The organism is Trichocoleus sp. DQ-A1 (genome assembly GCF_039961955.1).
GTDB lineage: Bacteria > Cyanobacteriota > Cyanobacteriia > Cyanobacteriales > FACHB-T130 > FACHB-T130.
Window position 1 is genome coordinate 132,986 of the sequence record NZ_JAMPKE010000011.1, and the last position, 23,775, is coordinate 156,760.

Genomic DNA, 23,775 nt, shown 5'->3' on the forward strand with positions numbered 1-23,775 from the left:
TTTATAACTTTCGCCTTTCCTGCTCAAACTTTTTTACCCTTTAATTAATTAATTCCGATTTCCAGCCAAGTCCTTGTAGGCTGAGAATTGTTCTCTTGATTCCTTACCGAGGTACAAAGCAAAACGATAAAAGCCTCCCTATCTTCTTGCACGCACAACAAAATAGCAGACCAAATGGAAAAAATTCCCCCATCTCTGTGAAGTTCGGGGGCAAAGGAGGAGCTGTTGTAGAGCAATCAAAAAGGGTAGGCGATCGCGTTTGCGATCGGAGATTGGGAATGTTACAAGCGAGCATGCCCTGTATTGCTGAGATACGCCCCCACGTTTCTAGCGTGGGGCTACATAAACGAAGTTTGCCGGGAGCAGACTAAGAATTTTAGCCTGCTCCCGGCAGATGTTGTCCTCGCAAGCCCCACCCTTCAGGGTGTAGGCACATACATTGGGATGCTCCCAGTTAGCAGTTCCCTATCACCCAAGTACCACGTTTCCAATCTCCAGGCACTTGTCTCAAACTTTATATCTCAACCGGGTTACTTTCTATTTGACGATGGCTTGATTGAACAGCGATCAAACCATTCCTGGTAAGTTGCCTGATGTTCTGCGTCTTCTAGAATGATTTCCACTCGGACTTTGGCACACCCATGCCCACGCTGATGCGCGATCGCATCTAAAATTCGACTTGCTGTTCTCGGTGAATCAAACTCACCTCTAACTGTTGGCTGAGTATCTAAACTTGTAGTTTTAGCGTCGATACTTGTAGATTTAGCGCCGATAGCTGCTTCAATCAGCTCAAGACCAGGAATTTCTCCTTGTCCTAAATCAATTTCTGCAAGCTGTTTGTGTTCGGGGCTGACTTGTTCAACAATTAGAATTTCGCGGCGGACTGGCACCTCTACCATGCGCGTTTCGATTTCTTTGCGAACGATAACTTCACCGACTTTATGTTTGTTGCTGTCAATGACTAATCGTTCTTCTAACAACCGGAAGATTTCTTCCTCGACAACTTCTGACTCTGTACTAAAAGTATTAGAAGCATCCTCTGGCATACTATTTCGCTCCAGTTCTTCTGGGTGATTATTTAAGTCATCTGGCGTTGCCATGACAGAGGCAGTCGAGGCATCTGTTACTTCCCATTCAGCTTTTTTTGAGATTGGTGAAGTTTCTAAAGGCTCTACATCCGTTGTTTTTTCTAAGGGTACATATTCAGGCAAATACTGGGTTTCCGCTTTGCTAATGTCTACAAACAGAGTTTTTGTAGACGAGTCCACCTGCTGGATATGCTTGCTTCGGATGAGAAATAATGGGGCATTTTGATTTAGCCCTTCTTGAGATATCACTAAGTTTAGCTGACGGTCTGAATCGAGATTTACATCCTTCACCTTTCCTAACAGCAAGTTTTCCCGATCTCTGACTGCAAAAGATTTAAGTTTACTTTGCAATTTATTTAGCAAGACATTAATTCTGACATCGTTTCGCCTTGCTCCTTGCCCTTGTGCTAGCATTTGATGGTTCATTTTAAAAACTTCCTAAACGATCTTGAAGCAAAATTCGATTTTTCCTTCCATTTATGAACGGGTGTTTATGTTTATATAGATAACAAGCAAGTCCTCATCCCAGTTTGAAGTTTAGATTTTGGATTAGGCATGGGGAAAGGGGATCTTTACCAGGAGCATATTCGCTTTGTTAGTAACGAATTTTCGGTTGGGTTGTGTGACTAATCGTTACCCAACCGACAAAAGATAATGGTAATACAATCCCCTATCCGCCATTTCAAAATTTGCAGCCCTTTTCCTAAACTCAAAAGTTTCTAGCAAGACTTGACGAATAAACACCCGATAATGCTTAAGCGTTTTATTGAAAATTAGGTGGTTGTATAGTTGGCATCCATCCAACAGCGAGGTAGGCTTTCGCCAGAAGGAAAAATTAATTCTTTCTTCTCAAAAGAAGCTTTTTCCTGTTCCTCCTGCCCTGCTTGATCTCGCCCAGAAATTGCATCATTATTAGGGTTGAACAGCTCCTCAATATCGAGAACTTCTATCAAATCGCCGGTTTGTTTGTTTTTGAGAAACATGAAGACTTTCTAAATTAGGTTATCAAGTGCAAGTTAGTGGTAGGAAAACCCTACCTCTAAAGGTGCAGGCAGAGCTAATAATTCGCCCTGCCTGCATGGTTTTTACTCGCTTAAATCATCGGTGACTTAATCGCTCGTTGGAGGGCTTCTTAAATCCGATCAGAAGGTAAGTTAGTAGGGCGGTTAATAGTAGCTTGCCCATCCGTATTCACATCTAACTCTTCACGACGAATCGTTTCTTCTGCGTCCACTGTTTCGTGGTCTACAACTTTCTTAACTCTGACTTCCTCACGCACAAAAGCTTCTTTGTGAATGTCAGGAGTTTCTTCGTAGATTTCCACGCGGGCAACTTCCCCTTCGCGGAAATCAGCTTCGCCAGGAGTTACGGCTGTTCCAGCATCTGCTGGAGTAACTCGCTCAATCACCACTCGCTCTTTTTCAACTGGTACTGACACTCGTGCAGTTTCGGTTTCAATGTGCTTACCAACCGTAACTTCCCCGGTTTTAACGCGAGTTTTGTTAGCAATCAACCGCTCTTGGTACAGTCTGAGAGTTTGATGATCCCGATCGTTCAGTCCGTACAAATTCGGCTCTTGCTGATAGTTGTAGGTACTCCGATCGTAAGCGTCAATGTTAGGCGTAGCCGCTGCATAGGAGGTATCAACAACAGGTGCTGCATCAACGTTAGCAGAGGTAGCAGAGGCTCCAGTAGCGGGAGCGCGATAAACGCCTCTTACCCGTTCTTCATAGTCGTAATCAGTCGTGGTAGCTTCGTTGAACTCTGGTAAAGCTTCTGCTTGCTCTCTGGTCATGCCAATTGCGTAGACCCGATCCGTGTTGTAATCGATTCGCGAACGACCAATTGGTAGTAAAACTTTTTTGCCAAAAATCCAAAAGCCTAGGTCAACAACTAAATACCGAAAATGACCTTCTTCATCAACTAGAACATCGCTAACAGTTCCAATTTTATCGTCGGTACTACTTTCTGAATAGACCCCCATTCCATGAAGGTCATCTCCTTCAAAAGTCTCGCTGTAGTTTGGATCAAAGTCAGTGAGTTTTAAAAGAGGCATGATTTTGTTTCCTCAAAATTATTTCTATATTTGCGATTCTATTAATTTTATTAAGTGTTTCCATCTCCCTAGCGACTGAATTAACTCGCGTTAAGTAACTCCTGCAAAAATTAAATCAAAGGACTTCAATATTTAAACTTGAGTTATTGAAAATGTAACTTGGTGGTTGAGCTTGAGTTTTTTAGGCAGTAACTGATAGCTAGAAATATTAAGAAATATTAATTAAGCGGAAGTTAAGATAAACAAATGCGTATTCCTAAGGGCTGAAAAGTCAGTAAGAATTAAATCAGAAATAGCTAATAGTATCTAAGAAGTTCAAAAATTAATCTGCCTAACGGTAGAAAATGAGGATGTATAATCAGTCGTGGTTCAAGCAGGTGCAAAAGCACCGTGCGATCGCAGTCATTCGCGCACCGCAGATGGAGCTGGGTCGCCAAATGGCTCATGCGGTTGCGTCTGGGGGAATGCAGTTGATTGAAATTACTTGGAATAGCGACAACCCAGCAGAATTGATTGGTGATTTGCGATCGCAATTACCCGCGTGTACGATTGGCACGGGCACTGTATTAAATCGGGAACAGCTTAAAGACGCGATCGCTGCCGGTGCCCAATTCGTCTTTACTCCCCATGTTGACCCAATCTTAATTCAGATAGCTATGGATAGGGGCGTGCCGATGGTGCCGGGGGCGCTGTCTCCAACGGAAATTGTCACTGCGTGGCAAGCCGGTGCCAGTTGTGTCAAAGTCTTCCCCGTCCAAGCGGTAGGCGGTGCCAGCTACATCAAAAGTCTGCAAGGGCCATTAGGACATATTCCCTTAATTCCGACTGGGGGGGTCACGGTAGAAAATGCTAAAGCCTTTCTCGCGGCTGGAGCGATCGCGGTCGGACTTTCCGGCAGTTTATTTCCCCAAAACTGGGAAGCCAATGCCTCGTCCTCTGGATGGGAGGCGATCGCCAAACGCGCTCAAACTCTGATGCAATTGGTGAATGACCCGACAAGCTGAGTTACGATTGAGCTAATAAAAGACCGACATTAGTTGCTCCTAGCAGCTAATCAGAGCTTTTCGCTGAATTTTTCTAACCGATCCACCGAGTGAGATGATTTGCCATGAAAAGCATCATTTCTGCTACTTTGCTGCATCGCCCAGTTGCATTTTTTGCTGGGGCGGTGGTGGCGCTTACGGCTTTGGATGCTGCTTTCGCACCCGCGATCGCTCAAACAAAGCAGCCGATTGTGGCTGCAAAAATGCAGGAATTACAACAATCCGATCAACGCTGGATTCAGATTGACCTATCTAAGCAACGATTGGTTGCTTGGGAAGGTGGAAAACCCGTCTATGCAGTGGTTGTTTCTACCGGCAAACGTTCAACCCCCACTCGCACCGGCACGTTTGCGATTAAATCTAAGCATCGGTCTGCCAGGATGCGCGGGGCTGATTATGATGTTCCGAATGTTCCTTACACGATGTATTACCACGGTGGTTATGCCATCCACGGTGCTTATTGGCATCGCCGGTTTGGAACTCCCGTTAGCCACGGTTGCATCAATGTAGCCGTTAATCATTCTAAATGGCTATTTAACTGGGCTGCGGTGGGGACGCCCGTCGTTGTCCATAAGTAAGAAGGAAAGTAAATAAAAATAAATAGTTTTTTTGGCTCTAGAACCCTCTTTTATGGAAAAATCTGGAATAGATTCCCAAAATCTATCTAAAGATGGTTTTAGCTAACTATCAGATAGGGAAACCTAACCTTAGCTACTTTCCTAGACCCGAAAGTGAGGTGTGTCATTAAAAGCCAAATTTGCTTTGCTTGGTTACGTCGTTCTGGAACCTTCTGGGCAAGTATTGCCCTGATCTTTGCGACTTTGTTTTCTTGGTCAACGCCCGCTCTGTCAGCATCAAAGTCTGTCAGGGCAAGGGAGACAGCCGAACAGCCATCGACGAGAAGATCAGTGCGATCGCGCAGAGCCTTGAGGAAGCGCATCCGGGTTCGGAGAACAGCCGCCAGCAACAGAGTTCGTCGAGGCAGAAGAATTGCCAGCAACAAGGCTCGCGTTCGCAGAAGAGTCGCCAGCAACAGGGTTCGTCGTACAAGAGTCGCCAGTAACAGTCTTCGCGCTCGGCGATCGCAGCGACGCTGGATTGAGGTAAACCTTTCAAAGCAACGGTTAATTGCCTGGGAAGGGGGAAGACGGGTTTATTCTGTCCGAATTTCCAGTGGTAAGCGCTCCACCCCCACTCGCGTCGGGACTTTCAGGATTCAATCAAAGCACCGCACGGCTCGCATGCGAGGAAGAGACTACAACGTTCCCAATGTACCCTACACGATGTACTACTCCGGCGGCTATGCCATTCATGGAGCGTACTGGCATAACCGCTTTGGTACCCCAGTCAGCCACGGCTGTGTCAATGTGCCAGTCGCTCAAGCTCGCAAGTTGTACAGCTTCGCCTCACATGGCACAAAGGTGGTTGTCCGTCGTTAAGGGGTAACGGGTAATATCAAATGCGTCATCAAAGAACCCCCGCCCCCTATCCCCAGAGGGGACCCCGAGTCCCCCAACCCCTCCCCGCAAGCAGGGAGGGGAGCCGGAGCCGGAGTGGGAGCGGGAGCAAAAGGCGATCGCTCTGTTGGTGGGGTTCTTCTTAATTGCGGGTAATCAACTGGATTGGATAAGGACTGATGACCCAAACCTAGCTCAGCTCAACGACCGGCTGATTGTCTAATAAAGTTTGATTGGTCAGCAGGTCTTCAACGGTGATTCGCAGGAAGCGATCGCGATCGACGCGAAACAGAAGTTTAATGCGATCGCTTCCTGGATACCCTGGTGGTGTCAAATTGGCAATGGTACGGGCACCCTGACGGTCGTTGAGGGGTTGTACCGATGTCTGGTCGCTGCCTAGCCGACGAGTGATTAAGCGATCGCCATCGAAATACACTTCGGTTCCACCTGTTTCAGCACCTAACTCTCCGACAATTAATTCGATGCTGGGTTGGTTTTCCACCGAAGCACCTAGAACTAATTCCACAGGTTGGCTCATCGGGTAAGCTTGACCTGAATTAATCAGTTGATGCCAGTTGTGGCGATTATTCCGGCGATCCCAGTAGCGGATGCCGTAGCTGTGGTAGAGAAAATCTTGCAGTTCGACGCCTTGACTCAGTTGCAGGGCACCTTGGGCGATCGCTTCAAACGGGCGATCGCAACGAATTTTGCTGGAGTCAAAGTATTGCTGCACCCACGTCTGTACGGCGGGGATTTGTACAGTACCGCCCACTAATAAGACAGCATCAATATCGGACACCTCAATGCCTTGCCGACGCGCTTGCTGCAATACTTGAGTCATTGACTCATCTAAGCGAGCAAAAAATTCATGTTCTTTAAGGATGGCTTCAAAGCGATCGCGATTGAGTTCTAATTCGTAACTCTCAAAAGTTTCATCATTAAAATAAACCTCGTTCGCTTCGGTTTGCACAGATAACTGAATTTTTAACCGTTCTGCCAGTCGTGTTGTCAAAGGCGTCGGCTTCAATCCCTGAGTTTTGGCAAAATAATCAACAACCCAGTTGTCCAGATCCGAACCGCCTAAATTTTGTCCAGCTTTCGCTAATACCCTTGCAGTTTTTGCCTTCTGTCCGGACTTTTCAGCTAGCTGTTTTTTTCCCCATTTGAGAATAAAACCCAGTGGCTTCTGAGTTTCTGTCATATCCAGCCGCACCAGGGAAAGATCCAGCGTCCCGCCGCCAAAATCTACCACCAGCACCACACCCCCATCTTTCATTCCATAGCCCAAGGCAGCTGCTGTCGGTTCATCCAACATCCGCACTTGTTCTACCGGAAGAGATTGGCATACCTGTCCCAGCCACTTTCGGTAAGCTTCAAAGCTGTCTACTGGCACCGTTAATACCAGAGACTGTCCTACATCTGGGGTAACGGTATGGAGTTTCTCAATCAGCTGGTTGAGGAACCATTGTCCGACTTGCTCAAAAGTAACGAACTGCCCATCTAATTCTGGGAGGAATCCTTGAATATCAGCCCCAATTCCTCGTTTAAAGCTACGGAAAAAGCGGGCATCGCTAGTGAGGTCGAGACCGCGATCGCGTACAGCTTGCCCCACCACCACCGTCGAGAGTGCCGCATCCTCAACATAGAGCAAACTGGGAATTAGGGGGGGATTCTGCCCAGCGATGACCGATAACCCAGGTAGACTCACGGTTTCTGGTTGCTGGAGGGCTGGATTCCAGCGAGCGATAACCGTATTGCTAGTTCCAAAATCAATTGCGATCGCCATTCAGCTTCACACCGACAAACCGGCATCACGTCCTCAAGGATTTTATCAACGAATCTCCCTGTTTCCCTTCAAACTCAGTTTTCCTGCTTTTTTTGTCTGACTTAAAGGCTACTAAACCTCTATGCTGTCGAGGTTATAGCTTTTTTAGTAGTTTAATATACATTTTCTTGCCTTTTGTCGATTTCTCTGGTATTTTAACAACTCCCTCTTTGGACGCATGGCAAGTAAAAGAAACATTTTTTAACATAGAAGTGTCAAGGGGAATGTCAGGAGTTATCAAAAGTCCTCAAGCCCTTTAATCGCTAGATGACCATTCAGTATTTTTAGAAAAAGGGCTGAAAAGATGAATAACCAGCAACCAACAGAAGCTGCTAATTTCTTAGCAAACTTCAAAATTGGTCTATGGTTCTTCGGTATTTCCTTCTGGCTATTTGGGATTACCGATAGAAGTATTGCTTCATTATCAGATGGATATCTTTCTGTCATTGACATCGCGCAACTAGGCACGGCGACGTTTTTCTTTGTAAGTTGGTTGCTTTTAAAGCCAACCTCAAGGCAAAAGCAGGTTTAAGACAGGTGGCATTCGGAGGGTTTTTCCAGAGGGTATCGAGTGCCATTGGCACTTGATGAAGTAGACGATCCCAAATGCGATCGCTTCTATACAAGCTTCCAAGCACCATTAGGAGTGCTAAAGCCAAGCATAAATCAATAGAAAAATCTCAATCTTTTGAATTATTATGTCTAGCAATATTCTTCAAAACACTGACTTTAAACTCATAAACAATAATCAATACCTAGAGATTTCTCTATTTATCACCAACTTCAAGAATGGAATTTGGGTATTTGGAATTCCCTCTTGGCTATTCGGACTCACCGATAGAACGGTTGCTTCTTTTGCTGATGGCTATTTATCAGTAATAGAAGTTATCCACTTATTTACAGCTTCTTTTTTCTTCCTAAGTTGGCTGTATTTAAGACCCGATCAAAACTTAGCGGGCGATAGTTTAGGCACAATACAAAACTACCAAGCCGATGCAAATCCTTACCAAGATGAAGGATATTTATCTACAGTTCAAGCTAGAATGCTTGAATTGCAAGAGCAGCATCAGCATATGATAGGGCAGGAATATATTCTACCTTTCCCCTACGTATGCCAAATCTATCATTTATTAAATTTAAAACATCTGGAAAGTATTCACAACTTTAGCCTGAATAACTTAAGGGTTATTAATGTGAGTCATTTCCAGCCTACAGCCATCGGTGGAATGGTGAAATTCCAAACTGTTTTAGATTCTCCAATTAATCCTTTAAGAATTTGGAGACAACCAATCGTTGAAGTGGACTTAACATTGCATAGTCCCTATACGGTTGAACTCAGCATTCCCGTTTACAATGGCAAAAGGATCGTTGTAATTTTCAATGCCATTCCGCTCAGCGACACCGAACATAAGTTCCTCGTAGACATTTACAGCGATTTGGAGTGGCCCAGACCTTTATTGCAATTTATCTTGCATTTTGCCTCTTGTTTGACACTCTTTGAAGATTTGCCTTACCTACAGAAACTAGCTGAAAGAAATATACAGCGGTTGGTCAGCTTAAATAGGGTTTCAAATCATGAAACAATGTGGCTCTTTCAAAGATTTGTAGACCTCTACGGTTCGAGTATAGAATCCTCGGAAACCAAAGCAATTAAAGCGATTGATGCGTCGCAAGAAGCTACCCTTTTAAGCTAAGACAGCGGAATCTAACGGGTGCTGGGTTTCGTTCCCAGGGTTCAGGCTACGGAATTTCGGCTAAAGATAGGTGCTATTCAGGTTCAGTTGAATGGCACTGATTTCAGTCTTAAACTAAGGCTCTAAACTAAAGTTTGGGCTGAAAGCTCGTAACCCGTCAAAACGGGTTCAACGCTCACTCAGTCAGTTTAATTTAGCTTGACATTGCTTCTGGCTGTGGAATTTATCTCCAGGCTCATGGCGGCGGTTCTATTCAGATTCAGTTTCTTGCTTGTTGCACAAAGTATCCAGCAAACGGGATCTATCTGTCTGCAAGTCAAATAAATGTAACCCAAACTTCTCTGATAGTTCCTCAGACACCTTTATTCCCCTGACGCTGCTGCCGTGCGAGTCTAGCGGGGGTGAAAAAATTGCAATGCCCATTTGCTGTGGCACAACCACAATCAGTCCGCCCGATACTCCACTTTTAGCGGGAAGACCCACTTTATACGCCCACTCTCCGGCAAAGTCATACATCCCGCAAGTGTACATGACTGTCAAAATATCTCTGATATAACGGGAATCAACCGCACGCTCCTGGGTGATCGGGTTCATGCCGTTGTTCGCAAGAGTCGCTGCCATCACTGCCAAATCGCGGCAATTCACCATCAAAGAACACTGCTGAAAGTACAAATCCAGTGCCTCGTCAATTTTCGCGTCGATCATGCCAAAATTGAGCATCAGATGCGCCATTGCTCGGTTGCGATGCCCGGTCGTTCGCTCTGACATGAACACAGACATATCAATAAATAGGTTGTGTCCAACGTAACGCTGAAACATATCCAGCATCCGGTTTAAGCGCTCAGTTGGTCCCACTCCTTTAATTAAACTGGTGGTAGCGATCGCTCCCGCATTTACCATTGGGTTATACGGTCGCTTTGAGGATTCATCCAGCTTAATAATTGAGTTAAAAGCATCGCCGGTGGGTTCCACTCCTACCCTCTTTACAACATAATCGCGCCCATGATCTTCCAGCGCCATTCCATATACAAATGCTTTGGAAATCGACTGAAGGGTGAACAACTGTTCGCAATCGCCGATTTCATAAACTTGACCATCCACGGTGACAATGCATATCCCAAACCAATCCGGGTTTGCCTTGGCGAGTTCCGGGATATAGTTTGCCAATACACCTTCATGAATTGACTTGTACTTGAGGTGCAAGTCGTTGAGAAAGTCTTGCAGGATGGCACTTGCCATTGGTAATTGGTAATAAGGAATGGGTAATCGCTAATTGTTTCGGGTGACACTAGCGATTAGAAATTAACGTAAACTTGCCGCCGCCTGTTTGATGGGTTCAAGCAAATCTAACGGTACCTGAAGCATATTCAGCGTACTGCGATCTGGAGTTTTGGGATCGGGACTGGGGCCATGATAATCGCTGCCGCCTGTCATCAGTAAGCCATATTCAGCACACAACTTTTTGAGATTTTGAATTTCTTTGGCGCTGTGGTTGGGATGATAAACCTCAACGCCCATTAACCCAGCAGCAACCAATTCTTTCAGCACTTCCTTCACATCACCGCCTCGGAACAGGTAGGGATGCGCCCAGACAGGGACGGCACCACAAGAACGTAACATGGCAATCCCTTCAACAATCGAGAATTTCTCGTAATGCACATAAGCTGGTTTATCATCCCCCAGCAGACGATCGAAAGCTTCCCGCGATGACTGAAAATAACCGGCTTTCACGAGGGCAGTCGCAATATGAGGACGCCCTGGTGCCATGCCTTCGCCTAATTCAGGTAACTGAATCGGGTAGCCTAATTCTGCCAGTTTAGCGACCATTTGTTGCGATCGCCGTTTCCGTCCTTCTAGGCGAGCGCCCAAAGGTTCCCGCAGCTTCTGTTCATCCGGGTAAAAGCCCAAAATATGTAAGGAACAGTTATTGTGAACGGTGCTGAGTTCCAGTCCGGGGACAATTTCCAGGTTATGCAGTTTGGCAGCAGCAAACGCCTCATCCCAGCCATTCATCGTATCGTGATCGGTGATGGCAAGGGCGTGGACTCCGGCACTCATCGCCGCGTTAACGAGTTCGCTGGGTGTGAGGGTGCCGTCTGAGTAAGTGGTGTGGCAGTGTAGTTCTAGCATTCTTTAATTGTCGCTTGATTCACGCTCGGTAGGATTGTGGCGGACTAAACTCGACGAAAGATGTCTTGGCAAAACTCTAGCGCTGTTTTCAAGTCGCTGGTTTGCTGAGGATACGCAACTTCTGGACGAGTAATAACCACTAAGGGAATGCCTAACTCTGCGGCAACTTTGCGCTTGATATCTTCTCCCCCAGCCGTTCCTGATGCTTTCGTAACCACAAGGGAAATGTCCCACTGTCGCCAAAGTGCCGTTTCCAATTCAGTAGAGATAGGAGGGCGAATCGCAATCAGTTTATCGGGTGCAAACCCTGATTGTAAAGCTGCTTCCAGCGCTGTTACGGAAGGAAGAATTCGGGCAAATAAAGTAGACTTTTCTTGCCAAGGACGGAACCGGGACAAGCTTCGATAACCAATTGTCAGTAGCACCCGTTGCCCTTGTAGGTAGTCTCCAGATAAAAGCGTGTCGAAACTATCTAGCTCTATTACCAGCTGCTTCTGTAAGCTTGCATCAATAACCGGACGCTCGTAGCGGAGATAGGGAATCTGTTCCTTTTGGGCAGTTGCGATCGCTATCTTGGAAATCTCCGCCGCATAGGGATGAGACGCATCCAAAATCGCCACAATTCCCTGCTCTTTTAAAAACCAATCCAACTGCGCTGCATCCAGATAGCCCACCCAAACTTGCAAGGAGGGTATTGATGGATACAGCGTTCTAGCGGCTTCTGTAGTGACAGTAACAATGCAGGGTAGATGGAAACGAGCGATCGCTTTTGCTAACTCAGCACTCTCCTGAGTGCCCCCAATTAGCCACAGGCGTTGCTCAAAGGATGAAGAATTCATTGTTTCTGATTCATCCCTCACCCTTTATCCTTCCTCTATCCCTTGAGTGCTTTTCTAAAGTTCTGACGATAGGATTTATTGCCAATTATCAAAGCAGGCCATAAGAGAGCCAGAACGAGCCGACCTTGGCTGAAATTCGTTCGGCGAAACCCCTTCCAGAATCTCCATCCGCCGTATCCATAAGCCCCAAGAAATAATAAGCCTAATAACGTACCCATTCAAACAATCCTCATTAACCCATTAAAACTGACTGCATTTTTGTCGCCACCAGCAACTGTTAATCTTTCCAACACTGTTTGAGACATCCACCTTGGGCAGTTCCAGAAGATTAGAACATTCTGCTTCATCTCTCAAGTGTAAGCTAGACTACGCAATTGATTCCGGCTACACGGCAAAGTAGCATTGATTCAGTTCTAACCTATCCGAGGTTGAGTTGTAGCTGCACCCTCAAGATGTAACAAAAGCAATTTTCTGGATTGAGGAGCCAGCAGATACCAGCAATCAACGAGATAATTAGGGAGTCGCCGCTAAATTTAACATCTGCTTTAAAATGAAAGCCTCAAAGGATTTGCCCAGAGTCAAGGCTGCACTCTAATCTTATGAGGGATACCTTAAATTTCAAGGGTATAGGAGACTAAAAGACAAGACTTAGGTCAACTTAAATCATCAAGGTCACGCCCGTACCATAACAAAGAATCAGGAGGACTTATGCGAGCAGTGCTGATGGCTGGCGGTTCGGGAACGCGGCTGAGACCGCTGACGTGCGATCTTCCCAAACCGATGGTGCCGATTCTGAATCGACCGATTGCAGAACACATTATCAATCTGCTCAAGCGGCATCAGATTACAGAGGTTATTGCCACTCTGCACTATCTCCCTGATGTCATGCGAGACTACTTCCAGGACGGCAGCGACTTTGGAGTGCAGATCACCTATGCGATTGAAGAAGACCAGCCTTTAGGTACGGCTGGTTGCGTCAAGAACATTGCTGAGTTACTAGATGAAACCTTTTTAGTCATTAGCGGCGACAGCATTACTGATTTTGATTTAACACAGGCAATTGAATTTCACAAAAAACAGAAGTCAAAAGCAACCCTGATTTTAACCCAAGTTCCCAACCCGATTGAATTTGGCGTAGTAATTACAGATGAAAAACAGAGAATTCGTCGGTTTTTAGAAAAGCCTTCTTCTAGCGAAATTTTCTCCGATACTGTCAACACCGGCACCTACATTCTGGAACCAGAAGTCCTGCAATACCTCCCCAGCAATCAAGAATCTGACTTCTCGAAAGACTTATTCCCATTGCTATTGGAACAAGACGAGCCGATGTACGGCTACGTTGCCCAAGGATATTGGTGCGATGTAGGTCATTTAGATGCTTACCGAGAGTCTCAATATGATGGCTTACATCAAAAAGTTAAATTAGACTTTGCTTACGAGCAAGTGTCACCCGGACTGTGGATAGGTCAGAACACTCATATCGACCCCTCAGCCAAAATTGAAGCGCCTGCACTGATCGGGAATAACTGCCGGATTGGGGCACGAGTGCATATCGAACCAGGAACCTCAATTGGCGACAACGTGACGATTGGAGCTGACGCAAACTTGAAGCGTCCGATTGTCTGGAATGGAGCGATTATTGGCGAGGAAGCGCATCTGCGGGCTTGCGTAATTGGTCGTGGTACCAGAGTCGATAGGCGATCGCACGTTTTGGAAGGAGCCGTCGTGGGTTCGCTCTCTACCGTTGGGGAAGAAGCACAAGTTTCGCCCCAAGTACGTGTTTGGCCTAGCAAACAAATTGAATCGGGCGCGACATTAAACATTAACTTGATTTGGGGTCACACGGCTCATCGCAATTTGTTTGGGCAACGCGGTGTGAGTGGGTTAGCGAATATCGACATCACTCCAGAATTTGCTGTCAAACTGGGTGCAGCTTACGGTTCCACATTAAAGCCCGGTTCCCAGATCACCATCTCCCGCGACCAGCGGAATATTTCCCGCATGGTCAGTCGCGCTTTGATTGCTGGTTTGATGTCGGTGGGCATCCACGTCCAAAACCTGGAAGCAACTGCAATCCCAATTTCCCGCACGGTTATTCCCACTTACTCGGTGGCCGGGGGTATCCATGTGCGGGTGCATCCAGATCGACCCGACCACATTTTGATCGAATTTTTCGATCGTAAGGGCATCAATATCTCGAAATCCCAAGAGAAAAAAATTGAGGGAGCTTATTTTAAGGAAGACTTGCGGCGAGTCCAGATTCAAGAAACTGGAAATGTCGCCTACCCCAGCCAGGTGCTAGATGTTTACAGCACGGCGTTTGAGAACCATCTAAATACGGGGGCAATTCGTAATTCAGGCTCGAAGGTAGTCATTGACTACGTTTATGCAGTTTCAGGAGCCATCCTGCCGCAACTGTTGGCAAAATTTGGCTGCGATGCTGTGGTACTGAATGCTAGCTTGAATCAAACCGGACTGGCTGCGGCAGAACGAGAAGCGTTGCTTAATCAGCTGGGTCATGTGGTAGAAGCGCTAAAAGCAAATTTTGGCGTCCAGGTATCAGCAAACGGAGAACAGTTAATTTTGGTGGATGAATCGGGTACGCCGATTCGCGGTGAAATGTTGACAGCGCTGATGGTTAACATGATTCTCACCGCACATCCCAGAGGAACGGTGGTGGTGCCGGTGCATAGCAGCAGTGCGGTAGAACAGATTGCTCGTCGCCACGATGCTAAGGTGATTCGCACGAAGGCAAATCCCACGGCGTTGATGGAAGCGTCTCAAGCGAATCCAAATGTGGTACTGGGTGGCAGTGGGGAAATGGGCTTTATTTTTCCACAGCTGCATCCGGGGTTTGATGCCATGTTCTGCATTGCCAAGATGATGGAGATGCTGACGATGCAAGAGCGAAATCTGGCGGCAATCCGCGCCGATCTCCCCCGCGTTTACCACAAGAGTTACACGGTGCGCTGCCCCTGGACGGCAAAAGGAGCCTTGATGCGCCATTTAGTAGAAACCCACCCAGCCGAACATCTGGAATTAGTGGATGGAGTGAAGATTTGCAACTACCAGGATGATAGCTGGGTACTAGTGTTGCCGGATGCGGGTGAGCCGCTGGTGCATATCTTCGCCAATAGTAATGACCGGGATTGGGTTGATGAAACCTTACGGGAGTATCGCGGTCGGGTTCAATCGTTTGTTGACCAAGAGGAAGGTGTGGAGGAAGTTAAATTGCAATTGGTGTAGGGTGTTAGGTAATCGGTAATCGGTGAAGAGCGATCGCTCCTTCATCCTTGGTTATTCGCTGATGACGAATGGCTAATTGCGAATAACCAAGTTCCCCGTCACCATACCCATTTTTGGGTCTTCTTTGGTACATTTGTTCTATTATGAATGAGGCCGCTCGGTTCAGCGCGAGGATCTTGGAGTTATGAACAGCTGCATTTTAATGGCGGAGATTATCAGGGAACCGCAACTTCGTTACACGCCGGATACCCAAACGGCGGTTACGGAGATGATGGTACAGTTTCCTGGACTGCGGGCGGAAGACCCCCCGGCAACGGTGAAGGTCGTCGGCTGGGGCAATTTAGCGCAAGAAATTCAGGGAAGTTTCAAGAAGGGCGATCGCGTTATCCTTGAAGGTCGCCTGACGATGAACACCATTGACCGGCAAGAAGGTTTTAAAGAAAAACGCGCCGAGTTGACGGTTTCCCGGATTCACAAAGTGGCAATCGATACAGATTTTGACACTTCGGTAGCCGAATCGACTCCTCCCAGCAATGTCGTTCCAATGGGGTCGCGTCGTCCTACTTCCGCACCCGCTGATGACAGCGATGGGGGAATGTCTGGAGACTTCCCAACAGAGGAAACACCGCCCAGTCGCGTTCCCTCCCGAACGGGCAGCCGTTCCACCCCACCGCCTCAAGGAGATATCGACGACATCCCCTTTTAGCCGTTATGGGTCATGAGTCATTAGTCTTTGGCAACATATTCATGGCTAAGGGCTAATCACTCGTAACTAATCGCTATTTGTGAAGATAATCGCCCAAAAAATCAAAGGGATCTTCGTCATCCCAGCAAGGTTCAGGCCACAGCCAGATGAGGTTGTGGTTAATATCTGCTTCAATTTCCTCACTGTCATCTCGTTCAAATAGCACTGCCAGTGCTGTCACGTCTCGCTCTCGCAAAGGCATGAGCGATGCGCCTTGAGTGCCTAAGTCATAGCTTTTCTTGGTTGAAAGGCCATAGGATATCAGAGCGTTTTCCCCAGCCACATAGCGCGCGGAAGGCTCGCTCTCAAGCTTTGACCTACAGAGGGCGAGTTCTAGGGGGAAGGTGGTGCTGTCGTTGCTAGATGAAGGGATAAGCATGGGTGCATACCGTAACAGCGTGGCAGCAGCTATATAAGCGAAGCGATCGCGCAAAAACCTAGAGCAGTCTTTCAATTCTGCGTAGATTCTGCGTAGAAGTGCTTCGCCTTCGCCTTTCCCGGCGGCAGAACGTTTTGCTTTCCAGCCTTGTTTCGCTTGCCGTTCCGGTTGCCAGCGATCTTTCTGGTCCGTCGCAGTAAATGCACAACCCCTTACACCACAAAAGAGCTTAAGACCCCTTAATCAGGATAATTACTTTCTGGGTAGGAAGTTGTATTCTAACTTTCTGCTCTGCAACTGTCTATCTATCAATTTATGTAGGCACAAATTATCTAGGCACAAAGTAGTGCCACTTCTACAAGGCAAACTAAGCTTTACAAAAATTTACAACTAAGCCCTAATTATGAGGCGAACTCTGAGGAAGTGAAGTAATTTTGTTTAAGTAGCTCTGTTCACTCCTCCTCAAAAAATAGCCTGTGTTTCAACTTTTATACGTTCTGGTTCATGCAATCCAGCCAGTTTTAGTACCTCTATGCTTTTTGTGTGCGTGGATGTTGCTCCTTTTGATTGGCTGGAGTTTATTTAGTACGATCTCCGCGAGTTTTACCAAAGCGAAGCAAATGCACAGCGTACCCTGTACCAATTGCCGATATTTTACCGGCGATTACCGGCTCAAGTGTACCGTGCAACCCAGTATTGCCCAGACTGAAGAAGCGATTAACTGCTCTGACTATCGTCCAATTCCGGGTTTTTCGTTCCATTCTCAGGACACAATTTGACACTGCTCGGCGTAAACGCGCGAGATTCTTTCTTCAACCAGTCGATTTGCTCGTTGATGTCACCACCCGCGAGTAGAGATCGGTCTGTCCGAAAGCGTTAATTCCGGCGTGCCCCGCCGTATTTAAATCAATACCTGTTTGCCTTAAAGCTTTAGCCAAAATGTTTAGTGCGGCGTTGTGGTCGCGGTCTAATACAGTTCCACAGCCACATACATGAGTCCTGACTGATAGCGACTTTTTAACTGTCGCACCGCAGTTAGAACAATCTTGGGATGTATATTGAGGAGCAACAGCAACTACTGTTTTTCCGTACACCTTCCCTAAATACTGCAACCATTGGGCGAACTGTGACCAAGCTGCATCACTAATGCTTTTGGCAAGCTTGTGGTTTTTCACCATATTCTTCACCTGCAAGTCTTCGTAGGCTACGAAATCGCTAGATTTCACCACGCACAACGCCGTTTTTACGGCGAAGTCTTTACGCTGTCTACTGACTTTTAGGTGTTTTCTTCCTAGCCGATTAATGGCTTTCCGGCGGTTGGCTGATCCTTTCTTTTTCTTAAAAACTCTTCGTTGCAAGCGCTTCAGGGCTTTCTCGCTTTTTTGAAGATGGCAAGGGTTTGGAACAGTTTCTCCTGTGCTGTCGGTGTAGAAATGGGCTAATCCCACATCCAGCCCAACCGCTTTGCCCGTAGGAACGATTTCTTCTACTCGTTCTACATTGATGCAGAACTGGCTGTAGTAGCCGTCAGCGCGACGGATTACCCGCACTCGCTTAATCTCTTCGGAAGCGTAGAAATATAGGTCGCGAGAGCCGACTAACTTAAACGTTCCAGCTTTAAAGCCATCCGTGAAAGTCAAGTGTCTCTTATCGGAAGAAAGCTTCCACCCGCTAGTCTTGTACTCTACAGAGCGAGTACACTTCTTGAACTGCGGGAATCCTTTCTTCCCAGGCGAGTTCGCTTTGCAATTAGCAAAGAAACGTTGAATTGCAATCAGGGCGCGTTCAGCCGAGGCTTGACGCGCCATTGAGTTAAGCTTGCCTGCCCAATCAAACTCTTTAGCTAATACAGCACATTGTTTGTAGAGGTCAGAGAGCTTAATTCCTTGATTGTCCATCCAGTACCGGGTGCTTTGTTGCGGATAAACTGCGCGGTTCGGATCATGTCGTCAATGATCCGATACTGCTCATGTCTACCTTTTAACTTGAACTCTAATACAATCATGGGAATATCCTACTGTGTTTATAGCAACTTATTGCTATAAACACAGAAAAATCGCCCTAGAAGGACGGGGCTTTAAACCCGTAATTTTTGGGTAAGATTACTGCGGGTGTTTTTTTACTCTCTGAATCGAGAATGCTAATTCAAAAGCTCCATGACTGCGAAGAATTTATTGCCGGTGATGCCACTCAGTTGAGGGAGTTATTGCATCCAGATAAACAGCCGGTAGAATTGCGTTACAGCTTGGCTCACGCGATTCTGCCGGTGGGACAAACTTCGACGCCGCACTCGCTAACAACTTCCGAGGTTTACTACATCCTTAGCGGTGCTGGTGAGATGCACATTGATGATGAAACCCAGTTGGTAGAACCTGGAGATATGGTTTATATTCCGCCGAATGCCAAGCAATTTATTCACAGTTGCGGAACTGAACCGTTGGTGTTTATCTGCATTGTCGAGCCGGCGTGGCGTAAGGAAGACGAAACAATTTACGACGCTTGAGTACACAAACGCAGGCAAAATTTATAATTTGCCTGCTACAGACATTTTGTTGCAAGCGATCGCATTACTTTTGAATTGCTTCCTGGCTCGGAAATACCTGATTCATTCAATTTAAATCTTTAAAACAACAACAGCACTCCAACCAGACTCGCTAAGTGATTTCCTCTTATGGGCAATTCGACGTGGAGTTGCACTAACTTACAAAGTTTAGTTGCATCGCTCCCTAGTCACTAGCTTAGGAAATATCAGCCTTCTGGATGAGTGCTGCTGTTGTTGGATGAGACAGATGTTAGATGAAACAGCGTTTTTACCTCTCAAGTCGTATGTGAACCGCGCTGTAGAATCTGTCAGGGAAGCTGTTTAGCTTCATATTTTTACTTTAGCAGGCATCTCCAGAAGCACCAGTAAATGAAACCAAAATTCATGTTGTTGGAGAGAGCTACTATTCAGATTATGAAACAAAGTTAAGTGGGAATCGCGGGTATGAAGGATACGAGCGTCGCATCTACGAAACCCATACAAGTCCGTAGCGGAGAATCCTAGGGCGATAGGAACCTTCGGAACGTGGATTAAGTAGGGGCATGGCGCAGAAAAAGCCCCTACCAAAGAAATCGGAGGTTAATCAATCAACCGTTAACCGCTCATTACGAATCTTCAATCGAGGTTGGCTAAGTTCACCTTGGCTTCTGGAGCCTGGTAGATACCACCAGAAACTTGTAACTTCTGTAAAAACTCTTGCGTTAACTTAAGGAATGCTTTAGAGCCAGATGAATTGGGGTTGTTGAGACTCACCGGGGTAAAACTATCAACTGCCTTAGAGACATTTACATCCATTGGAATGCGGGTTTTGAAAATTTGAGCCGGGGTAAAATCTTCAGTAACTCGCTGCATCACTTGCTGGTAATATCTTCCACTCAGAATGTTCCCTGACATAATAAAGACAATTCCCATCAGGCGGAGATTGAGTAAGCCATCCAAATTATGACTTTCTTTGAGCTTATTAATCCGTCTTTCTAGCAGTTGAATTCCTACAACGGATAAAGGTTCTGGTCTAGCTGGCAGCAAGTAGAAATTACTAGCGACAATCCCACTACGAGTCAAAAGATTGTAGCCAGGAGCGCAGTCCAGAATAATGAAGTCGTAATCTTTAATTATCGGCTGTAAAATCCCTCTGACTAATTGCTTTTCAAACTCATTCCAAACTTGAATGAAATTACTATTGCCATCCCTTAGCGCTCTTTCATGGAGCATCTCAGACACTAAAAATTCATCGTAGAGATCGATATCCCCCGGCAATAAATCCAGCCCTTTAACTGTGCAAACGTAAGGCTGAATAATATCTTGGATTGAAAGATTGGTTGGAAGATCGGGTTTAACTGCTTTATAAACCAGCTGTCTCAACGTGCGTTTCTCTTTCCGGCTCTTTCCAAAGTCCTGTGGGGACATCAGGCTGAGCGTAGCACTGATTTGCGTGTCTAAATCGACGACTAGAACCCGTTTCCCATGATGTTTGGCTAAACAAGTCGCCAAGTTGACACTGAGAGTCGTCTTACCGACGCCGCCTTTCATGTTTACCGTTGCAATTACATATCCCATTTGTTAGCTCCTCTCAAGCCTACGCCCCGCTAAATACAAAGCGAATCGCAGTCACTCAATCCCTGGTCAACTGTTACAGCCTTAATAATAATCTTGGATTCGCCGTCGTAAGGCAATAGCGCGATATGAGAGTTGCGACGATTTGGGATCGCGGTGTTCCGTTCGTCACGGATATCGCCAATCAAAGCGGAATCTCTCCAGAATAGCGATGGCACGTGCGATCGCTTCTCTTACCCTACAGCGTTTGCCCAGAACTTGCGCTGAAATCAACTATCCCAGATTTCTGAAAATTATGTAAACTTTTATAAATAAAGCAAAAGAGCAATCAATATCTATGACAACTAATAGTGGATTTGGCAAAGTTCAAAAAAGCAAAAAAACTCCCAAAAACTCCGCCAAACGCGCCGAAGCCTCCAAGCAGTACGACAAGATGAAGGGGGACGGAGTACCAGAATTCAATATTTACATTCGCATCCAAGGTAAAAAAAACTGGTTTCCAGTCGGTTCCCTGGCGGTGAATCGCACCAGCAAAATTAATCAAGCCATCTTCGACACTCAGGAAGACTTACGCCAAGGAGCCTTCCGTCTGTTTCCCGTCCTCCGCAAGAACCAGAACAATTTGGAATACGGCTACCGCCTCAAGGGTTCTGAATATGCAGATGAGCCAATCCAAGTTGCCGTTCCTCCTCAGCCATCTGTCCCGAACGCGATTCAAGCAACGATCGATAAGCTGAAGAATAGCTTCTCTGGGCTATTGAAACGGGGTTAATTTGTTGTTTAGTGCAAGGATGCGATCGTTTCTTCGGATAGCAGCATACATACAGAGCGATCGCATCCAACTCACTTTTGCCACTGCCAGTTGAGCAGACGCTAAACTTTAAAAGGAACTTGACCCATGTCCTTAAGAAGCGGTCAATACCCTAATACGAAAAACCTCGCTCTGAGGACAATCAGATAGGTTTAAGGTTTCAATGAGTGCCGTGGAGAGGAAGAACACAATTGAACTTCAACCCTGAGCTTTGCCGAAATGAGAGTGAAGTAGAAAGTAAACTCATCGTTCAATATCTGCTGCCACAGCTAGGATATACTCCAGAAACTTGGCATCAAGAGATTGCCGTTGGCAGTATTCGATTAGACTTTTTGGCATTTGCAGCGCAAGTCATCCCATTTGTGTTGGATGACAACTCGCCATTAAGCGTTGTAATGGAAGCAAAGCATCCCGATCAAAACTTAAATAGACATACTGGCAGACTTAAGCGCTACTTAATGAGTTTGAATGTAGAATATGGATTGTTAACGAATGGCAAGGAACTTAGAATTTACAAAAAAAATCAGGATAATATTCAGCTAGTTTTCCACTGTTCTGGCAGAGAGATTAGCTCTAAAATAGACAATATAAAAACTATTATTGGTAGAAATAACTTAAACGAAAAAACTACTGAAGATCCAACCAATATCAAAATTAATCTTGAAAACGCTCAAAATGAATCTTTGGTAGAGGAAAAAACATTACAACCTGAATTAATTAATTCTCAACTCAGATCCACACCAATTATTCAACAAGAAAGGCAACATACTGTGAAAACAATTGCGGTTTACCACAACAAAGGCGGCGTAGGCAAAACAACAACCGTTGTTAACCTAGCCGCTGCTATCAGAAAGAAAGGCAAAAAAGTCCTGATTGTTGACTTAGATAGTCAAGCTAACACTACCTTTGCCGCAGGTTTAGCAAAATTTGATGATGAAGAACTAGATGAGCTAAAAGATTGCAATGTTCGTCATCTATTACAGTCAGAAGAGTTTTATCCTATAAACGAAGTTGCTAAGAAATCTCAGTATAGTAACCCGGAAATTGATGTGTTGCCTTCCCACATCAGTTTAATGTCATACGAAACCGAGCTAAATCAACAAGATTCTAGTAAAATAATGCTTTTGCAAAAACTAAAAGCAGTAGAAGATCAATATGATGTTGTAATTATTGATACGCCACCATCTTTAAACCTTTATGCCAGAATTGCCTTAATTACAGCTGACTATCTAATTATTCCTTCAGATCTAAAACCGTTTGCTAATCAAGGTTTAGTAAACGTCAAAGATTTTGTTAAAACAATTAATGGGTATAGGAAATTTCTCAATAAACCACCCATTGAAATCTTAGGTGTTCTTCCTTGTAAAATATCTACCAATTCCAGATTTGTGCAATATACCTTACCAAAACGCTTAGAAGTGATTCCCAAGCGCTACGATTTGAAAGTAATGGAAAACGTTATTTATGAAAGAGAGGAACTGGCAAAATGTACCGAAAGAATGCAGATTGTAGGTAACAGGGAAATACCAGATCCAATATCGGTGATTGATTTCAAGCCGGATTCTACCTCCGCTCAGGAATTCGATTTACTAGCCAGAGAAGTTTTGCGAGAAATAGGACTAACTGCATGAAATTATCTATTTCGCTTGTAGCAGTTAAAAAAATAAACTCTAATGTTCTCCGTTCAGAATTTTTAGAGGATGAGTTAAAGCGGACTGCTGAGTTAATTTTAAAAGCTGAAGGTATTATTAATCCCCCAGTTATTCGCAGAACCAGCTTGGAATCTTATGAGGTAGTTAACGGACACTTTGAATACTACGCCGCTGTTAAGGCTCGTGAGATAGATCCTCGTAAAGGAGAAATGATTGGAGCTTTCATTATTGAATCAGAAAATGAGGAAGTTCTCATGGATCAGGTTAAAGCCCTGAGAAATCGAGAATCTTTTAATAATGAATCCCAAGCTGCTGACACACAGGCTTTAAATACAGTTAAATCCTCAAATAAGGCAATACAGCTTGAAAGTTTATTGCCTGAAATTGAAAGTTTAATAGATAGAAAAATTCAAATGATTAGCAACAGGATCGGCGAACATATTGATGAATTTGTTCGGAAAATTGAACCAATCCTGAATCACCAAGGAAAAGTAGGAACTGCGGGAGATGATACACCTCCAACTAAAAAACCGGACTACGCTGGAATGCCAGTTCCGGAGCTAAAAGCGATCGCGGCAGAACGGAACATAGAGGGACGTTCAAAGATGAAAAAAGAGCAACTCATTGCAGCTCTTCAAAAAGCCGATGCCAGTCAAAAGTAAATAACCTCATTAATTCACTTAGCGCAACGCATTATAAACGTAGCGCCTTGCA

22 protein-coding genes and 2 pseudogenes are annotated in these 23,775 nt (G+C 45.5%); 11 read left to right on the top strand and 13 right to left on the bottom strand.

Annotated elements, in window-relative coordinates; all coding sequences use genetic code 11:
• Nucleotides 1–530: 530 nt before the first annotated feature.
• The 3 genes from NDI33_RS13430 to NDI33_RS13440 all read right to left on the bottom strand — a co-directional run bounded on the left by NDI33_RS13430 (nt 531) and on the right by NDI33_RS13440 (nt 3,144).
• Nucleotides 531–1,514, bottom strand: coding sequence for a DUF2382 domain-containing protein (locus tag NDI33_RS13430; RefSeq protein ID WP_190675985.1), 984 nt, complete (start codon nt 1,512–1,514; stop codon nt 531–533).
• Between the two features lie 347 nt (nt 1,515–1,861).
• A complete protein-coding gene (locus NDI33_RS13435; protein ID WP_190412075.1) occupies nt 1,862–2,071 on the bottom strand; it encodes an acetyltransferase in 210 nt (69 codons plus the stop codon).
• Nucleotides 2,072–2,220: 149 nt separating this feature from the next.
• The gene (locus NDI33_RS13440; RefSeq protein WP_190675987.1) at nt 2,221–3,144 is read right to left on the bottom strand and encodes a DUF2382 domain-containing protein; all 924 of its coding nucleotides are present in this window, start codon (nt 3,142–3,144) and stop codon (nt 2,221–2,223) included.
• Between the two features lie 350 nt (nt 3,145–3,494).
• Between NDI33_RS13440 and NDI33_RS13445 the strand changes: the two genes are divergently transcribed.
• The 3 genes and pseudogenes from NDI33_RS13445 to NDI33_RS13455 form a co-directional block, all read left to right on the top strand.
• Nucleotides 3,495–4,148 (top strand): bifunctional 4-hydroxy-2-oxoglutarate aldolase/2-dehydro-3-deoxy-phosphogluconate aldolase, encoded by a 654-nt coding sequence (locus NDI33_RS13445; RefSeq protein WP_190675989.1) that lies wholly within the window; start codon nt 3,495–3,497, stop codon nt 4,146–4,148.
• 104 nt (nt 4,149–4,252) lie between these two features.
• Nucleotides 4,253–4,765, top strand: a complete 513-nt coding sequence (locus tag NDI33_RS13450) for a L,D-transpeptidase (protein ID WP_190412078.1) — start codon at nt 4,253–4,255, stop codon at nt 4,763–4,765.
• Nucleotides 4,766–5,263: 498 nt separating this feature from the next.
• Nucleotides 5,264–5,626, top strand: a pseudogene (locus tag NDI33_RS13455) (L,D-transpeptidase); the annotation flags it as partial.
• A 208-nt stretch (nt 5,627–5,834) separates the two neighbouring features.
• On the opposite strand, the gene NDI33_RS13460 reads toward NDI33_RS13455, so the two are convergent.
• Nucleotides 5,835–7,430: an Hsp70 family protein gene (locus NDI33_RS13460; protein WP_190675991.1), complete on the bottom strand. Its 1,596-nt coding sequence runs from the start codon at nt 7,428–7,430 to the stop codon at nt 5,835–5,837.
• A 343-nt stretch (nt 7,431–7,773) separates the two neighbouring features.
• Here NDI33_RS13460 and NDI33_RS13465 point away from each other — a divergent pair, with 343 nt between their 5' ends.
• Both NDI33_RS13465 and NDI33_RS13470 read left to right on the top strand, forming a co-directional pair.
• Nucleotides 7,774–8,001 (top strand): hypothetical protein, encoded by a 228-nt coding sequence (locus NDI33_RS13465; RefSeq protein WP_190412080.1) that lies wholly within the window; start codon nt 7,774–7,776, stop codon nt 7,999–8,001.
• A gap of 166 nt (nt 8,002–8,167) precedes the next feature.
• A complete protein-coding gene (locus NDI33_RS13470; RefSeq protein WP_190675993.1) occupies nt 8,168–9,163 on the top strand; it encodes a hypothetical protein in 996 nt (331 codons plus the stop codon).
• Between the two features lie 249 nt (nt 9,164–9,412).
• Here the strand turns inward: NDI33_RS13470 and glsA are convergent, their stop codons facing one another.
• The 3 genes from glsA to NDI33_RS13485 all read right to left on the bottom strand — a co-directional run bounded on the left by glsA (nt 9,413) and on the right by NDI33_RS13485 (nt 12,132).
• Nucleotides 9,413–10,402 carry a glutaminase A gene (glsA, locus tag NDI33_RS13475; protein ID WP_190675995.1) on the bottom strand — a complete coding sequence of 330 codons (990 nt, stop codon included), beginning with the start codon at nt 10,400–10,402 and terminating at the stop codon, nt 9,413–9,415.
• A gap of 63 nt (nt 10,403–10,465) precedes the next feature.
• A complete protein-coding gene (locus NDI33_RS13480) occupies nt 10,466–11,293 on the bottom strand; it encodes a PHP domain-containing protein (protein ID WP_190675997.1) in 828 nt (275 codons plus the stop codon).
• A gap of 44 nt (nt 11,294–11,337) precedes the next feature.
• Nucleotides 11,338–12,132, bottom strand: a complete 795-nt coding sequence (locus tag NDI33_RS13485) for a cobalt-precorrin-6A reductase (protein WP_190676000.1) — start codon at nt 12,130–12,132, stop codon at nt 11,338–11,340.
• Between the two features lie 708 nt (nt 12,133–12,840).
• On the opposite strand from NDI33_RS13485, the gene NDI33_RS13490 reads away from it, so the two are divergent.
• A complete protein-coding gene (locus tag NDI33_RS13490; protein WP_190412085.1) occupies nt 12,841–15,378 on the top strand; it encodes a mannose-1-phosphate guanyltransferase in 2,538 nt (845 codons plus the stop codon).
• Nucleotides 15,379–15,382: 4 nt separating this feature from the next.
• Here NDI33_RS13490 and NDI33_RS13495 read toward each other — a convergent pair whose 3' ends face one another.
• Nucleotides 15,383–15,511: a hypothetical protein gene (locus NDI33_RS13495; RefSeq protein ID WP_277877542.1), complete on the bottom strand. Its 129-nt coding sequence runs from the start codon at nt 15,509–15,511 to the stop codon at nt 15,383–15,385.
• Between the two features lie 51 nt (nt 15,512–15,562).
• Between NDI33_RS13495 and NDI33_RS13500 the strand changes: the two genes are divergently transcribed.
• A complete protein-coding gene (locus tag NDI33_RS13500; protein ID WP_190412086.1) occupies nt 15,563–16,084 on the top strand; it encodes a single-stranded DNA-binding protein in 522 nt (173 codons plus the stop codon).
• A 73-nt stretch (nt 16,085–16,157) separates the two neighbouring features.
• Here the strand turns inward: NDI33_RS13500 and NDI33_RS13505 are convergent, their stop codons facing one another.
• The 3 genes and pseudogenes from NDI33_RS13505 to NDI33_RS13515 form a co-directional block, all read right to left on the bottom strand.
• Nucleotides 16,158–16,577 carry a hypothetical protein gene (locus tag NDI33_RS13505; RefSeq protein WP_190676045.1) on the bottom strand — a complete coding sequence of 140 codons (420 nt, stop codon included), beginning with the start codon at nt 16,575–16,577 and terminating at the stop codon, nt 16,158–16,160.
• 503 nt (nt 16,578–17,080) lie between these two features.
• Nucleotides 17,081–17,263: a hypothetical protein gene (locus NDI33_RS13510; protein ID WP_190429428.1), complete on the bottom strand. Its 183-nt coding sequence runs from the start codon at nt 17,261–17,263 to the stop codon at nt 17,081–17,083.
• Between the two features lie 51 nt (nt 17,264–17,314).
• Nucleotides 17,315–18,507, bottom strand: a pseudogene (locus tag NDI33_RS13515) (transposase).
• Nucleotides 18,508–18,639: 132 nt separating this feature from the next.
• Here NDI33_RS13515 and NDI33_RS13520 point away from each other — a divergent pair.
• Nucleotides 18,640–19,005, top strand: a complete 366-nt coding sequence (locus NDI33_RS13520; protein ID WP_190676002.1) for a cupin domain-containing protein — start codon at nt 18,640–18,642, stop codon at nt 19,003–19,005.
• Between the two features lie 654 nt (nt 19,006–19,659).
• Here the strand turns inward: NDI33_RS13520 and NDI33_RS13525 are convergent.
• The gene (locus tag NDI33_RS13525; RefSeq protein WP_190412090.1) at nt 19,660–20,601 is read right to left on the bottom strand and encodes a ParA family protein; all 942 of its coding nucleotides are present in this window, start codon (nt 20,599–20,601) and stop codon (nt 19,660–19,662) included.
• Nucleotides 20,602–20,630: 29 nt separating this feature from the next.
• On the bottom strand, nt 20,631–20,816 hold the full coding sequence (locus NDI33_RS13530; RefSeq protein ID WP_190412091.1) for a hypothetical protein: 186 nt from the start codon (nt 20,814–20,816) through the stop codon (nt 20,631–20,633).
• Between the two features lie 119 nt (nt 20,817–20,935).
• Here NDI33_RS13530 and NDI33_RS13535 point away from each other — a divergent pair, with 119 nt between their 5' ends.
• The 3 genes from NDI33_RS13535 (at nt 20,936) to NDI33_RS13545 (ending at nt 23,723) form a co-directional block, all read left to right on the top strand.
• On the top strand, nt 20,936–21,370 hold the full coding sequence (locus NDI33_RS13535; protein ID WP_190412092.1) for an HHL1-like protein: 435 nt from the start codon (nt 20,936–20,938) through the stop codon (nt 21,368–21,370).
• 230 nt (nt 21,371–21,600) lie between these two features.
• Complete coding sequence (locus NDI33_RS13540; RefSeq protein ID WP_190676004.1) at nt 21,601–23,040, top strand: AAA family ATPase; 1,440 nt, start codon at nt 21,601–21,603, stop codon at nt 23,038–23,040.
• A complete protein-coding gene (locus tag NDI33_RS13545) occupies nt 23,037–23,723 on the top strand; it encodes a Rho termination factor N-terminal domain-containing protein (protein ID WP_199302449.1) in 687 nt (228 codons plus the stop codon). Before NDI33_RS13540 ends, NDI33_RS13545 begins: the two co-directional genes overlap by 4 nt.
• The last annotated feature ends 52 nt before the right edge of the window (nt 23,724–23,775 follow it).

Excerpts from the sequence above, each read along its gene's own strand:
- NDI33_RS13440 (WP_190675987.1), bottom strand. The coding sequence starts at position 3,144 with ATGCCTCTTTTAAAACTCACTGACTTTGATCCAAACTACAGCGAGACT.
- NDI33_RS13445 (WP_190675989.1), top strand. The coding sequence starts at position 3,495 with ATGTATAATCAGTCGTGGTTCAAGCAGGTGCAAAAGCACCGTGCGATC.
- NDI33_RS13520 (WP_190676002.1), top strand. The coding sequence starts at position 18,640 with ATGCTAATTCAAAAGCTCCATGACTGCGAAGAATTTATTGCCGGTGAT.
- NDI33_RS13490 (WP_190412085.1), top strand. The coding sequence starts at position 12,841 with ATGCGAGCAGTGCTGATGGCTGGCGGTTCGGGAACGCGGCTGAGACCG.
- NDI33_RS13485 (WP_190676000.1), bottom strand. The coding sequence starts at position 12,132 with ATGAATTCTTCATCCTTTGAGCAACGCCTGTGGCTAATTGGGGGCACT.
- glsA (WP_190675995.1), bottom strand. The coding sequence starts at position 10,402 with ATGGCAAGTGCCATCCTGCAAGACTTTCTCAACGACTTGCACCTCAAG.
- NDI33_RS13525 (WP_190412090.1), bottom strand. The coding sequence starts at position 20,601 with ATGGGATATGTAATTGCAACGGTAAACATGAAAGGCGGCGTCGGTAAG.
- NDI33_RS13430 (WP_190675985.1), bottom strand. The coding sequence starts at position 1,514 with ATGAACCATCAAATGCTAGCACAAGGGCAAGGAGCAAGGCGAAACGAT.
- NDI33_RS13495 (WP_277877542.1), bottom strand. The coding sequence starts at position 15,511 with ATGTACCAAAGAAGACCCAAAAATGGGTATGGTGACGGGGAACTTGGT.
- NDI33_RS13535 (WP_190412092.1), top strand. The coding sequence starts at position 20,936 with ATGACAACTAATAGTGGATTTGGCAAAGTTCAAAAAAGCAAAAAAACT.
- NDI33_RS13545 (WP_199302449.1), top strand. The coding sequence starts at position 23,037 with ATGAAATTATCTATTTCGCTTGTAGCAGTTAAAAAAATAAACTCTAAT.
- NDI33_RS13470 (WP_190675993.1), top strand. The coding sequence starts at position 8,168 with ATGTCTAGCAATATTCTTCAAAACACTGACTTTAAACTCATAAACAAT.
- NDI33_RS13500 (WP_190412086.1), top strand. The coding sequence starts at position 15,563 with ATGAACAGCTGCATTTTAATGGCGGAGATTATCAGGGAACCGCAACTT.
- NDI33_RS13435 (WP_190412075.1), bottom strand. The coding sequence starts at position 2,071 with ATGTTTCTCAAAAACAAACAAACCGGCGATTTGATAGAAGTTCTCGAT.
- NDI33_RS13510 (WP_190429428.1), bottom strand. The coding sequence starts at position 17,263 with ATGGAACGAAAAACCCGGAATTGGACGATAGTCAGAGCAGTTAATCGC.
- NDI33_RS13465 (WP_190412080.1), top strand. The coding sequence starts at position 7,774 with ATGAATAACCAGCAACCAACAGAAGCTGCTAATTTCTTAGCAAACTTC.
- NDI33_RS13480 (WP_190675997.1), bottom strand. The coding sequence starts at position 11,293 with ATGCTAGAACTACACTGCCACACCACTTACTCAGACGGCACCCTCACA.
- NDI33_RS13460 (WP_190675991.1), bottom strand. The coding sequence starts at position 7,430 with ATGGCGATCGCAATTGATTTTGGAACTAGCAATACGGTTATCGCTCGC.
- NDI33_RS13450 (WP_190412078.1), top strand. The coding sequence starts at position 4,253 with ATGAAAAGCATCATTTCTGCTACTTTGCTGCATCGCCCAGTTGCATTT.